This is a genomic window from Alsobacter sp., assembly GCF_059501845.1.
In genome coordinates, this window is record NZ_JCACDK010000018.1 from 1,788,386 (window position 1) to 1,800,652 (window position 12,267).

Sequence of the window (12,267 nt, forward strand, 5' to 3'; positions counted from 1 at the left end):
TGACCCGCATCGAAACGATGGGCCACGATCACGCGCTAGGCATAATCATGGGGGAAGCGACGCATGTCCCATGACACCGAGGCAGCAGCCCTGTTTCGGGGTGGCAGTTGAAGTACTCACATTGGCTGCCAGCAGGCAGAACGAAGACCTCGTGCCAGGTGCGCAGCTGGTTGTCAGGTCCGAAGCGACGATGCCGCGCCTTCGCGCCAAGATAGATCGCCCGGTGAGTTGCGTGCCCCTCCGCCCAACGCTCAAGATCGGAGAGCGACTGGAAGACGCCGAGAGCATGTTCTTCCGGTTCGGCATCCCCGTCGGCGTCGACCGTGCGCATGAAACGCATGCACAAGCAGCCGCTCGCGACGCTTTCCGTCGCGAGATAACGCATCCCGCCATGGAGTGCGGCTCTAAGACTGTCATCGTAGTCCGCCCGTTGGACCGGATCCATCATGGCCCAACTCGCCCCGCCGCGGATCACTAAGATGTTGCCGGGCAAGTTCACGAGCCACCGTTCGCCAAAGCCCTTCCGGCCGGCAAGATCCGCAAGGGGAGCTGTGCCCTCGGGCTTCAGCGGATCAATCGCTGCGGCGAGCAGCCGGTCGCGCATAGCTCCGTAGTATCCGCAATACGGAGTCGGATAGAGCGGAACCTCGGGACAGAGCCCCAGGCCCCGCGGAAAGTCCCGCCAGTAGGAAGTTTCGCATCTGTCCCAGGGCACATGCAGGACCTCGCGCCAGCATCCGTGCGGGCCAAGCAGCCGCGCCGGGTCGTTCCACCATGCCTCGGCATCTTCGTCGTCGGTCCAGCGTTTGAACCGATTGCTGTCCGGCCAGTACGCCCCGAAAACGAGAGTGGCTCGCGAGTGAGGGAGCACGACTTCACTACAATCAACGGAACTCGGACCCGACGGATGGTTACGAAGGTAACGCGCTGCCCAGTCCAGCAGACTATGGCTTCGGAGATCGTCGGGGCGGTCCGCTTCGGCGCCAAAGAAGGCGACAGACAACCCCGCGGACTTGCCCAGCACAGACCCTCGCTGCACAGCCGGCACGAAGCCTGGAGGCCGACGTAGCGGAAACAGGCGCTCGCTCGGCCCCAATACTTCGGACGGAGCCTCGTTCAAGAACCTTGGGCGTCGATCCTGACAGTCGTTGATGGTGGACACAGGAAAATCCGAAACGGTTTGAACCTGAAAGTACAGATCTCTTAGTTCTCGTCAGCAGCATACGCGCGTCGGCAGAGGATCTGACGCCTGGCTTCAGCGAACAAGCTGAGATGCGCAGCTTCCGCTACGCGTCAAAATCGACCGGCGGGCGCAAATCGCGCCTGCCTTCGAAAACTTTCAGATCTTCTCCAGCTCTGACATCTAAAGCGCGTCGTCGACCTCAATACCATGATACCGGACGGTGCTCTCAGGCTTTCCACCGTTCACCGGCTGCCCTTTGACGGCGGTCCTGTTCCAAGCCGCCTTCATCGAGACTGTTGGCTGCCGTGATCCCCAACCTGGCGCTCTGAACGGCGTTCGATGTCGTCGAGAATCGACAGGGCTGCACCGTCGAGGACGACGTTGGCCGCCGCGAGGTTTTCGCGCAAGTGGGCGCGCGAGGACGTTCCGGGGATCAGCAGGATGTTGGGCGAACGCTGCAGCAGCCAGGCCAGCGCTACCTGCATCGGCGTGGCTCCGAGCCCAACTGCGACATCCGACAGCACCGACGATTGCAGGGGCGAGAAGCCACCCAGCGGAAAGAACGGGACGTAGGCGATTGCGTCCCGCGCGAGCGTATCGACGAGGGCGTCGTCCCCCCGATGCGCCAGGTTGTATTGGTTCTGCACGCAGGCAATCTCCACGATCCCACGAGCCTCGTCCACCTGCGCCGCGGTCACGTTGCTGATGCCGACGTGGCGCAGCAGGCCCTTGTCCTTGAGGCGCGCCAGCGTCTCGACCTCGCGGCCGATCGAGCCCTCCGCCGGGCCATGGACGTCGAACATGGCGCGGAAGTTCACGGCGTGGAGCTGCTCCACGCCGAGGTTGCGCAGGTTGTCGTGGATTGCCGCCACCAGTTCGTCCGGCGCGCTGGCCTTGATCCACGAGGCATCCGGGCCGCGGCGCGCACCGACCTTGCTCACGAGGGCGAGGCTTTCCGGATAGGGGTGCAGCGCCTCGCGGATGATCTCGTTCGTGATATGTGGGCCGTAGAAATCGCTGGTGTCGATATGATCCACGCCGGCGTCGACGGCTTCTCGAAGAACCGCGATCGCCTCCGAGCGGTCGCGAGGAGGACCGAAAACGCCTTTCCCCGCGAGTTGCATGGCCCCATAGCCCATGCGGTTCACAGTCCGGCTGCCAAAGGCAAAGGTGGCGGGATCGGAGGTCGTCATGGCGTGTCTCCTTGATTGGTGATGGGCAGGAAATAGGCCGGTTGCGGAACAACGATAATCCCGCACAATGTGCACAGGCCGTGCGGGAACCCGGACAATGATCGTGAGCCTCTCCGATCTCGATGCATTCGTCGCCGTTGCACGTGCAGGCGGGTTCCGACGTGCAGCCCGGGCCACGGGCGAGAGTGCCTCAGGCCTGAGCGAGGCGGTGCGGCGCCTCGAGGCGCAGCTAGGTGTTCGCCTGTTCAACCGGACCACCCGCACCGTGGTGACGACAGAGGCCGGAAAGAGCCTGCTTGAGCGGCTGGGCCCGGCCTTGCGGGAGGTCGAGGCTGCGCTCGACGTGATCAACGGATTCAGGGGCCGCCCGGCCGGAACGCTGCGGCTGAACGTGCCTGTCAGCGCGGCGCGCCTGGTGCTGCCGGGTGTCATCCCCGGCTTCCTCGCGGCGTTTCCCGAGATCCGCCTCGAGGTGATCGCCGAGGACACGTTCGTGGACCTGCTGGCGGCCGGTTGCGACGCCGGCATCCGTTACGACGAGCGGCTCGAACCCGACATGATCGCCGTTCCCATTGGACCCCGCATGCAGCGCTTCGCCACCGTCGCGTCTCCGGCCTACCTGAAGCACCACGGACGACCCCGCGAGCCACGGGATCTGCTGAACCACGCCTGCATCCGGGTGCGCTTTCCCAACCGGGCGCTCGCGCCGTGGGAATTCGAGCGCGACGGTGAGACCGTGCTCGTCGATCCGCCCGCCGCCCTGGTCGTGCAGCCCGGCGGTGCGGCGGACCTCGCCGTCGATGCGGCTATTGGCGGTTGCGGCATTCTCTCCCTGTTCGAGGACTGGGTGCGGCCACAGCTCGAGCGCGGGCAACTTGAGCCCGTGCTGCCAGACTGGTGGGTCAGCTTCTCCGGCCCCTATCTCTATTATCCCGGCCGCCGCCTCGTACCGGCTCCGCTGCGCGCGTTTGTCGACCACATCCGGCAGGGCACCGGCTGACGGCGCGACGGGGGTCCCTCGCGATGCAGGCACTCGACGGCGTCTGCATCGCGCCAAGAGCAGTCATGACCGCCTACGCCGCAAGCTGACATTCTGAGCCGCGACGTGGGCTCGCCCAACTCGTCAGCTCCCAAGCATCAGTCCAGCGCCGTTTCCAGAAGCTGTCTGAAATGGCCGGCCCAGCAGGCGCCGGGACACCATGGCGAAACAACACTGCAGGGGAGTTGCTGACTCAAGTCGACCGGCCTGATGCGTAGCCTGGGCTGCGGGAAAAGAGCAGGGCGAGATTAGTGCTCAGGTTTGTTCGTGCTTGAGGAAGCCATAAGGTGACGGCGTGCGAACACGTCTCAATCGAATGCGTTCGCGGGCGTACCGTAATCAATGCCTCTCAAGCTGGGCCGAGGAACCAGTCCTCCAACCCTGAAGTTCAGCTCTAGGGAGTTGCGGGCCGCCGCACCCTCCCGGCAGTACCGTTTGCGGAGGCAGTAAGTTGAACGCGCAAGCCCGCTGGCCACTTGGTCCGCTGATCATACTTCTCGCCGCTACCGTGGGCGTGGCGCTGAGCCTGTACTCCTATCTCGCGCCCCTGACCGGAGTGACAGGCACGCCCGGAGCCCTGCTAGTCATCGGTTCATGCCTGGCGCTCGTGGCCGACGGGTTCATCCTCGCGCGTGCCCGGGAGGGCTCGGTGTTCTGGGTCTTCTGGATCCTCGGGGTCCTCGGCGCGATCGGCACCATCGCCGCCGCCGCCTTCCTCCATTCCTGGTGGCTGGTCGCAGCCAGCGTCGTCGCTTTCTGCGGACTGCTCCTCACGCTCGGGACGCGGAACCAGCCGAGGGGAGCCTTGGCATGACCGTGGCGTCGCTAGTCCGTGCCGCGCCCGCTGTGGCATTTGCCGCCGGATTAATTCTGCTGGGCACGCCTTCCCTGGCGCAGAACGACGACGGCGATCCGGCGGCCCGCTCCGGCGGGGTCACGGGCGGTCAACAGCAAGGTCCGCCCCCCACCGGCGGCCAGCAAGGCGCGCCGGGCGCGGGAACGGGTGCTGACGCGGCGCCCGGCGCTGCGGGGGGTTCGGCCAATGCCGATGCCCAGCAGCCGTCGGGAAGGTTGCCGGAGTCCAAGCCCATCCCGCTGGTGGCCGGCCAGCCCGTCTGGAACACCTTTCACGGCCAGCTCAACGCCCAGAAATATTCGCCGCTGACGCAGATCACGGCCGACAATGTCGCTTCGCTGAAGAAGGCATGGGAGTATCACACAGGCGATGTCTCGGACGGGACAGGCCAGCTGCCGACCTCCGTGTGGTCGGCGACCCCGATCTTCGCCAATGACACGCTCTACATCGGTACGCCCTTCTACCGCGTGATCGCCCTCGAACCGGGTACGGGAGCCGTCAAATGGGCCTTCGATTCCAAGTCGACCCTCAAGGCCCTGACCCAGCCCGCGCTCAAGAACAGGGGCGTCGCCTACTGGCAGGCGGCCAATCCGGTCGCCGGCGAGCCGTGCCAGAAGATCGTGTACCTCGGCACCATGGACGCCCAGCTCTTTGCGCTGGATGCGGACACGGGCAAGCTCTGCCCGAGGTTCGGAAAGGGCGGGGTCGTCAACGTCAACCAGTGGAACGACGTCAACAACAAATACCCGCTGTCGCTGCTGCAGCCGCCGACGGTGGCCGGCAATCACCTGATCCTGGGCTGGGCCGGCAAGGACTGGGCCTATGCCGAAGCTCCTCCCGGCACCGTGTTCTCGCTCGACCCGCAGACCGGCGAGCGGCAGTGGTCCTTCGCGGCGCTGCCCAGGGAGATCGCGCCGCGCACCGGGACCGCCAATGTGTGGACGGCCATGTCGGTGGACGAAGGACTCGGGCTCGTCTACCTGCCGGTGTCCAGCCCCTCGCCCAACTACTGGGGCGGCAACCGCACTGAAAAGATCCCGCTCGCAACCTCGACGACGGCCCTCAATCTCGAGACCGGCGAGGTCGTGTGGTCGCGCCAATGGGTGCACCACGACATCTGGGATTACGACATCAACTCCGCCCCCACTCTCATGGACATCACTGTCGGCGGCAAGCAGATCCCGGCCCTGATGCAGGCCACCAAGATGGGCTTCCTCTTCGTCGTGGACCGCCGCACCGGACAGGACGTCTGGCCCATCGAGGAGCGGCCGGTCCCCGGCGGGGACGGCACCGTCGAGGGTGAGGTCTACGCGCCCACGCAGCCCTTCCCGACGAAGCCCGCGCCGTTGCTGGACCAGTCGAAGAAGCCGGGCATCTGGAGCGTCGCCAACATCGCCGGCTTCGGCGAGTGCTCGCGGCTGTGGGACAAGCTCTGGTACCAGGGCATGTACACGCCTCCGACCCACAAGGGCGAGGGTGCCTTCACCTACCCGGATTCCGCCGGCGGGGTGCAATGGGGCGGCGTTGGATACGATCCCAAGGGGCAGGTCGCGATCGTCAACTTCTCGCACGTCGTGCAGTACATCAAGCTGTACCCCCGCGACGAATATGAGCGGCTCGCGAAGGGATCGGGCAACGAGCAGGGCTACTACCCCCAGGAGGGCGCGCCCTACGGCATGTCGCTCAACAACGCGCTGAACTGGCTGGGAATGCCGTGCTGGGAGCCGCCCTTCGGCGAGATCGCCGCGATCGACATGACGACCGGCGACGTCAAGTGGCGCCGCCCCATCGGCGCTTCCCAGAAATGGGGGTTCTACATGCCGGAATCGCTGGGATCCGTCACCATCGGCGGACCCGCCGTGACAGCCGGCGGAGTGATCTTCATCGGCGCCTCGATGGACGCCAAGGTCCGCGCCTACTCTCTTGCCGACGGGCGGGAGCTCTGGTCGGATATCGTCCAGGCTCCGGCTGTCTCGAACCCGGCCGTTTACGAGTACAAGGGGCGTGAGTACGTCGCCTTCGCCGCGGGGGGAAACACCATCCTTAAGGACCAGGTCGGGGACCAACTGGTCGTGTACGCCCTGCCCCGATAGGAGAGCGGATCCAACCGAACCGTACACCAGCACATCAGGGTGCCGGACTACGCCTGTCGAGCCTCACGCGCGGCCACGCCTCGCCGAGAGCGCTCCTTACGGTCCTGAAGGTCATGCGTCGGCGCGCGAACGGAACCTTGCGGCTAACGCATTCGCGCATGTGCCGAAATCGCGATCCTCGCGAAAAGGATTGGGGCGGCTGCCGCTGCCAGGCGACGAGAGTCACGGGGAATTCTGCCGCCACAGATCCGGCCTGCTGTTACGCGCCCGCCCACGCGGAGCTGCACAGCTCGGCCGAACGGGACCGTTCGTCCGGCCCAGTCCCCTACCGGTACCGGCGACGGGGGGTGCCACTAGTCCTCTGCTCGGAAGGTGGGCGCATTCTTCAGCTGATCTTCCGTCACCCGAAGTACGACATGGTCAGGATCGCCACCCCGTGTGATGAACGCGTCCCGCCTCGGACGTGAGCGAGAATCGGACTTCGTCCGGACCGCCCCCTCCCGGCGGAGATACCTGGACGCCCGCGGTGAATACCGGGTCAGTGGGGGCGAGGATTGCTCCCAGGAGCAGTGCCTGTCCCAGCGAGAAGCCCAAGAGGATGTGGGCCGCTCCTGCGACAAGCCGATCGCGGCAGGTATGCCAAGGCCGAGCAGCCGGAATGTGCTGGCCCAGGCCCGAACCGCGAAGGATCGGTGGATGCGGAGTCCGGCGCCCATCGCGGCGAGGACGAGCGCGACCTCGGTCAGTGTTTCCGCGGTTCTCAGTGTTCTTAGATGGCAACGTCCTGCAGCACGAAGTGGAACAGAAGCCAACCCACTCCGACAGCAACCATGGGCCAGGATGTCGGAATGCGCTCAAGTAAACAGGGGAAGCCATGCCGCGCCGAGCGCCAGGACGGCCAATGCGAGGAAGAGAGGTGTGGCTTCCGGCATCGGAGCGCGGTCAAGCGGCGGCCGTCAGCTCCGTCCGTCAGGCAGGAAACCAAGGCCGATCGGTCCAAAGCTGGCCTCGACCGGACTGAGGTATCGGCACCCATTGACCTTGTCGTGCCGCGCGAACGTCGGCGGAGAAATCCGCGTCAGGATGGTGATCTCCCGTTCGGCGGAGACCTGAACGTTCCTCCCGTAGTGGTACAGGGTGGGATGCCAGAGAAACGGGAGCTCACATGCGACGAGCTGTCCCCCCTTGGCGTCCGCGATGGAGATGTGAACGGTGAGCCCCGGGACGAACCGGCCATCCGCTGCATCGCGTACCGCGATCTCGACGTGAAGGTTCTCACCCGCCGGCTCCTGCCAGAGAAGGGCACCATCGGTCCAGACGTGTAAACCTTCGGCTTTCTCCAGGGCGAGGCCGACGAGATAATCGCCTGCGGGTTTCGCTTCGCCATAGGCGGCGACTAGATCCGTCATGTGCTTCAGAGCGAGACCGTAGGCGGCTCCCTGCGCGCGGGCGAGTGCAAGGCCGACACGCCCTGCTTCTTCGCTCGGTTCGGCCGGTGGAACATGGCGCTCGCTCATTTCTGTTTCCTTTCCGCCGCGGTCCGGTGAAGAGGGCAAGAGCCCTGGTCGGGTAACGCGGCGAGCGTCGGATCGGCGACGAACTTGATCCTTCGGTGCGAAAACTTCGTCCACAGGCGAACCATCCATCGCATGGCGATGCGAACATCGGGCGGGGGTGGCCGTTCGGCTGGTCCGTGCGCGCATTCGTGCACGTCTCGACCACGGAGAAACCCAATGATGAAGCTCGCACTCGCGGCATCGCTCGCGGCGTTCGCATTGGCAGGATCGCCTGCGCTCGCCCAATCGTCCGCCAATCAGTCGGGGTCCGGCTCGTCGGCCAAGGCCACTCCCGGACAGGCCGGTAATCCCCATGCCATGACACCGGACAAGCTGCGGCAGACCCTTCAGCAGGCCGGCTTTCAGAACATCACCATTCTCGACGCCGCCTATCTGGTCCAGGCGAAATCAAAGGACGGCGACACCGTCCTCATGATGATCAACCCGCCCGAGTCTGTGACCGGCTCGATCGCTTCGGGGTCCCAAGGGGACATGAAGGCCGGTCAAGGCAACTCCGGCCAGAGTGGAAGCAGCAGCAACAAGCAGTGACATCGTGAAACGCCCCGCCCCAAACGGGCGGGGCAACCTCCAGGAAGCGTTTCATGAACCGGATGCTCGTCCTTCAATTCGCCCTCTGCCTGGCGATGGTCACTTGCGGTCATGCCCGGGCGGAGCCGCGCGAGCGATGCGAAAGCATGATCACCATCCTCCGGCGCGTACCGTCGTCGGACGCCGCCGCGGCACTCAAGAGCATGGATGTCGAGAGACGCCGCCATCGCTATGTCGCCTGCGCGCACGCCGGCACGCCGGCGTTGCAAGCCGCCTTGCAATGGAAGCCCCTCGATCGGGCCACGCAGGATAGGATAAGGCGGGCAGTGCGGAGAGCTCCACTGGCAAAAGCCGGGAAAGCGGGCACCTGGGATGTGGGCGACGTCGTGCCTCGGTCCGTTCCGCTTCAGGGCTTGCCGCGCGATATGCTGGGCGATGTGCCCAGGATCACCAGCTACCGCTTTTTCGTCTCTGGCCGAGAGATCGTAGTGGTAGAGCCCAGCACAAGGATCGTCGTTCAGAAAATCGCGGGACGACGGAGCTAGTGGCGCGATGGGAGCACCCCGGTTCAGGTCGGCCACTTGGTTCAACGAAGACGCCCGTTTCATACGACGACTGCTGATTGGGATCGCGCTCGGCACGCTCGTCTATCTTGTGTGGCTGTCATCCGACGTTCTTCTCCTGTGCTTTGGCGCGGTTCTTGTTTCCGTCCTTCTCCAAGGTTTGGCCGGACAGATCGGATCACACCTGCCCATTGCACGATCGTGGTCATTGACGCTGGCCGTGATCCTGTCCGGCGCAGCCGTGGCGCTCGTTCTCGCTCTCTTCGGGACCGAAATCGCAGGACAGCTCTCTGACGTGTTCTCCATTTTGCCCGGCGCGGTGGATGCGGCAGGCGAGCGGTTCGGTGTCCACCATGCCAGTCAGCTTCTGGCGTCGTCGGTATCCGGTCCGTCTCATGCCAGCATTGTTTCGAGGGCAGCCGGTCTGGGCTATGGCGTCTTCGGTGTGCTCGCCGATATCGTTCTCGTCATCGTTGCCGGCATTTACCTGGCCGCAGACCCCGAAGTGTATCGCAGGGGTGTCGTGAAGATGGTCCCTCACGAGCACCACGAGGACGTGGCCGAGGCCATGCGCCTGACCGGCGCCGCGCTGCGGATGTGGTTCGTGGGCCAGCTCGTGACCATGGCGCTCGTCGGGTCCATCTCCGCCGCGACCTACTGGCTGATCGGCCTTCCCTCTCCCCTTGCGTTGGGGGTGATCGCCGGAACAACGAACTTCATCCCCTTCGCCGGGCCGATCCTGGGCGCGATCCCGGTATTGGTCCTCGCAAGCCTGGTGGATGTCCAGACCGTGCTTTGGGCGGTCGTAGCCATTTTTGTCATTCAGCAGCTCGAAGGAAATGTCATTACGCCACAGATCCAGAAGCGGGCAGTGATGCTGCCGCCGGTCGTCGTGCTGTTCTCCTTGACGGTCAGCACGGTCATTTTCGGTTGGGCCGGCTTGATCCTCGCCGTTCCGCTGACAGTTTCGTGCTCGGTAGCGGTCAAGAAGCTATGGATGCGCGATACGCTCGGTGAATTTACCGCCATTCCCGGAGATCCGGACTAAGGCGCTCACGCGCTCCCAACCGTCCGGACCGGTTCGTTGTGGATTGTCTGACCGACTCACCTCTCGGACCTGATCGCGTTGGTTTCAGCCTCGCGACTCCATCTGGTCTTACTCTCCTCGCCGATGAGTCACCACGCGCCGCGATCTCCGATCAGGTAGATGCGCCCGATCCAGGAGCCAGGAAAAAGAACGCGAGCCCAAAGAGCAGGTAGACGCCGACGAGCAGAACGCCCTCGAACCAAGTCGTCTCTCCATCTCGTGCGATGGAATTTACGATGAAAGCGGTCGAAGCTATCGCGAAGAGGTGCAGCGGGTTGGAAAAGACCAGATTCATGGGTTGTCCCAACGCCCAGGAGACAATCACCAGCAGCGGCGCCAAGACGAGGGCGACTTGGATGGCGGATCCGATGCATATCTGGAAGACAAGCCCCATCCGGTCTTCGTGCGCGAACCAGATTGCGGCGAACAGATCTGCCGCCGTTCCGACGATCGCCAAGACTATGACACCGAGGAACATCGGCGACAGATGGAGCGAGCTTGAGGCTTGCTCGAGCGCCCCGGACAACAGTTCCGCTTCGAACGCGATCGCTGCCGTTGCGCCAACCAGAACAGTCAGGGACAGCGCGACGCTCCACTCTGCGCCGCCGGCGGGCTCTTCGGCAGAAAATACATCGCGATGGGTGACCAGTGTGAAGCCGAGATTTGCGAGGTAGAGGAGGAGCAGGACAACTGAGACCCCCAAGCTGACTTCCTCGTCTGACAGACGGAGCGAAGCGTCGTGGCCAGAGCTGCGAGTCGTAAGGTCGAACACCGCGGGCAACAGAAGAGCGATCAATACGAGGATCAGCATGCTCGACAGCAGGCCGGCTCGTTCCGGTTTGAAACGCTGGCGCTCGCGTGTCGCGCCGCCGACGACGATCGCGAGGCCCAGACCCAGCAGGCTCGTACCCATGATGGATCCGGTGATCTGGGCCTGAACGACGTCGGCATGCCCGCGCATCAATACGAAGAGAGCCAGAACAAGCTCGGCGATGCTTCCGAAGGAGACGGTCAGAAGTCCTCCGACTGCCGGCCCCAAGTGAGCAGCGAGCTGTTCGGTCGACCGCCGGACCCATTTTGCCAGCGCCGCTATCGCGACCGCGCTGGTCGCGAAGACGATCAGAGCGGAGGCGCCAAGGAAGTACTTGACTGCGATAGAGATCGGAATGAATGCGAGCAAGCCGGCGAAGATCATGTCGATCTCTGTACTTGCGCCGGATCGATCCGATCGGCTTCGGTGATCGAGCGCGTCCGGGCATCTTTCTCGCGCAGACGCGCGGCTTCGATTTCGGCGCCGCCGAGGACGACAGAGAACGAGAGCCAGAGCCAGAGCATGAAGGCCACGACCGTGCTGAGCGAGCCGTAGGTCACGGCGAGGCTCGCGAAGCGGTTCACGAACCACGAAAAGCCAGCCGAGCCGATCACCAGCACAAACGCTGCCCCGAGATTGCCGACCGAAAGGAATGGCAGACGTTCGTCTCTGCCGTTCGGCGCGTAGCGATACAGGGCACCAAGTGCAAGGGCCAAGAGCGCGTAGAGAAATGGCCATCTCAGGTAGCTCACCCAGGTGAGCGATGTTCCCGATACGCCCGGCAATGAATCCAAGTAGGGCAACGCCGTGACGAGCGCCATGATGGCGACCGTCAAGAGGATACCTGCTGCTGTAAAGGCGAACGTCATGGCGGCGAGCCAAACGAAGCCGCGGCTCTCGGTCCGATCGAAAATGGCGTTCAGCGCAACGAAGAGAGCCTTCACGCCACTGTTGGCGCTCCAAAGCGCAAGCAAGAGGCCGAAAAAGGGTGCAGTTGAGCTGAGGAGGCCTCCGGCATTGTGGCTACTCGCATCGTGGGCAAGCCTGATGGACATGGCCTCCGTCAGAATGGCGCGCGTACTGTCCGGCAGAGAGGAAGAGAAGGACTGCAGCGCCGCTTGCACTTTGTCCCGACCAAGAAGGATGCCGCCCAGCCAGACAAGCACGCCCACGCCTGGAAAAGTCGCCAGGACGGCCCGAAACGCCACGCCAGAGGCAATGATGGACCCGTTGCCGGCGCGGAACTCTGCTGCGGCGTCGCGAGCGACGCAGACCCAGGAATGCCACCGCCAATGCCACCGCCGCCCGAGAGCAGGTTCCAATTCACTCGTCATGGC

11 protein-coding genes are annotated in these 12,267 nt (G+C 64.3%); 6 read left to right on the forward strand and 5 right to left on the reverse strand.

Annotated elements, in window-relative coordinates; translation table 11 throughout:
* Window positions 1–28: 28 nt before the first annotated feature.
* On the reverse strand, window positions 29–1,162 hold the full coding sequence (locus tag AC5JCN_RS23310) for a phenylacetaldoxime dehydratase family protein (protein WP_495757476.1): 1,134 nt from the start codon (window positions 1,160–1,162) through the stop codon (window positions 29–31).
* 305 nt (window positions 1,163–1,467) lie between these two features.
* The gene (locus tag AC5JCN_RS23315) at window positions 1,468–2,376 is read right to left on the reverse strand and encodes an aldo/keto reductase family oxidoreductase (RefSeq protein ID WP_495757477.1); all 909 of its coding nucleotides are present in this window, start codon (window positions 2,374–2,376) and stop codon (window positions 1,468–1,470) included.
* Window positions 2,377–2,473: 97 nt separating this feature from the next.
* Between AC5JCN_RS23315 and AC5JCN_RS23320 the strand changes: the two genes are divergently transcribed.
* From AC5JCN_RS23320 to AC5JCN_RS23330, 3 genes are all read left to right on the forward strand, one after another.
* Complete coding sequence (locus AC5JCN_RS23320) at window positions 2,474–3,376, forward strand: LysR family transcriptional regulator (RefSeq protein WP_495757478.1); 903 nt, start codon at window positions 2,474–2,476, stop codon at window positions 3,374–3,376.
* 490 nt (window positions 3,377–3,866) lie between these two features.
* Entirely contained in the window at window positions 3,867–4,229 is a 363-nt protein-coding gene (locus tag AC5JCN_RS23325) for a hypothetical protein (protein ID WP_495757479.1), read from the forward strand.
* Window positions 4,226–6,364, forward strand: a complete 2,139-nt coding sequence (locus AC5JCN_RS23330) for a pyrroloquinoline quinone-dependent dehydrogenase (RefSeq protein WP_495757480.1) — start codon at window positions 4,226–4,228, stop codon at window positions 6,362–6,364. The genes AC5JCN_RS23325 and AC5JCN_RS23330 overlap by 4 nt, the downstream gene beginning before the upstream one ends.
* 956 nt (window positions 6,365–7,320) lie before the next feature.
* Here the strand turns inward: AC5JCN_RS23330 and AC5JCN_RS23335 are convergent.
* Window positions 7,321–7,881 carry an iron transporter gene (locus AC5JCN_RS23335; RefSeq protein WP_495757481.1) on the reverse strand — a complete coding sequence of 187 codons (561 nt, stop codon included), beginning with the start codon at window positions 7,879–7,881 and terminating at the stop codon, window positions 7,321–7,323.
* Window positions 7,882–8,097: 216 nt separating this feature from the next.
* Between AC5JCN_RS23335 and AC5JCN_RS23340 the strand changes: the two genes are divergently transcribed.
* From AC5JCN_RS23340 to AC5JCN_RS23350, 3 genes are read left to right on the forward strand one after another with little or no spacing between them, the layout of a single operon-like run.
* Window positions 8,098–8,469, forward strand: coding sequence for a hypothetical protein (locus AC5JCN_RS23340; RefSeq protein WP_495757482.1), 372 nt, complete (start codon window positions 8,098–8,100; stop codon window positions 8,467–8,469).
* Between the two features lie 53 nt (window positions 8,470–8,522).
* Window positions 8,523–9,014, forward strand: a complete 492-nt coding sequence (locus AC5JCN_RS23345) for a DUF1236 domain-containing protein (RefSeq protein WP_495757483.1) — start codon at window positions 8,523–8,525, stop codon at window positions 9,012–9,014.
* Between the two features lie 7 nt (window positions 9,015–9,021).
* Window positions 9,022–10,080, forward strand: coding sequence for an AI-2E family transporter (locus AC5JCN_RS23350; RefSeq protein ID WP_495757484.1), 1,059 nt, complete (start codon window positions 9,022–9,024; stop codon window positions 10,078–10,080).
* Between the two features lie 151 nt (window positions 10,081–10,231).
* On the opposite strand, the gene cax is transcribed toward AC5JCN_RS23350, so the two are convergent.
* Together cax and AC5JCN_RS23360 are read right to left on the reverse strand one after the other, a co-directional pair.
* Window positions 10,232–11,314 carry a calcium/proton exchanger gene (gene cax, locus AC5JCN_RS23355; RefSeq protein WP_495757485.1) on the reverse strand — a complete coding sequence of 361 codons (1,083 nt, stop codon included), beginning with the start codon at window positions 11,312–11,314 and terminating at the stop codon, window positions 10,232–10,234.
* Window positions 11,311–12,264 carry a YihY/virulence factor BrkB family protein gene (locus AC5JCN_RS23360; protein ID WP_495757486.1) on the reverse strand — a complete coding sequence of 318 codons (954 nt, stop codon included), beginning with the start codon at window positions 12,262–12,264 and terminating at the stop codon, window positions 11,311–11,313. Before AC5JCN_RS23360 ends, cax begins: the two co-directional genes overlap by 4 nt.
* Window positions 12,265–12,267: the final 3 nt, after the last annotated feature.

What these genes read in the sequence shown, in the direction of transcription:
- AC5JCN_RS23360 (WP_495757486.1), bottom strand. Translation starts at nt 12,264, where the DNA reads ATGACGAGTGAATTGGAACCTGCTCTCGGGCGGCGGTGGCATTGGCGG.
- AC5JCN_RS23335 (WP_495757481.1), bottom strand. Translation starts at nt 7,881, where the DNA reads ATGAGCGAGCGCCATGTTCCACCGGCCGAACCGAGCGAAGAAGCAGGG.
- AC5JCN_RS23330 (WP_495757480.1), top strand. Translation starts at nt 4,226, where the DNA reads ATGACCGTGGCGTCGCTAGTCCGTGCCGCGCCCGCTGTGGCATTTGCC.
- AC5JCN_RS23350 (WP_495757484.1), top strand. Translation starts at nt 9,022, where the DNA reads ATGGGAGCACCCCGGTTCAGGTCGGCCACTTGGTTCAACGAAGACGCC.
- AC5JCN_RS23345 (WP_495757483.1), top strand. Translation starts at nt 8,523, where the DNA reads ATGAACCGGATGCTCGTCCTTCAATTCGCCCTCTGCCTGGCGATGGTC.
- AC5JCN_RS23320 (WP_495757478.1), top strand. Translation starts at nt 2,474, where the DNA reads ATGATCGTGAGCCTCTCCGATCTCGATGCATTCGTCGCCGTTGCACGT.
- AC5JCN_RS23340 (WP_495757482.1), top strand. Translation starts at nt 8,098, where the DNA reads ATGATGAAGCTCGCACTCGCGGCATCGCTCGCGGCGTTCGCATTGGCA.
- cax (WP_495757485.1), bottom strand. Translation starts at nt 11,314, where the DNA reads ATGATCTTCGCCGGCTTGCTCGCATTCATTCCGATCTCTATCGCAGTC.
- AC5JCN_RS23315 (WP_495757477.1), bottom strand. Translation starts at nt 2,376, where the DNA reads ATGACGACCTCCGATCCCGCCACCTTTGCCTTTGGCAGCCGGACTGTG.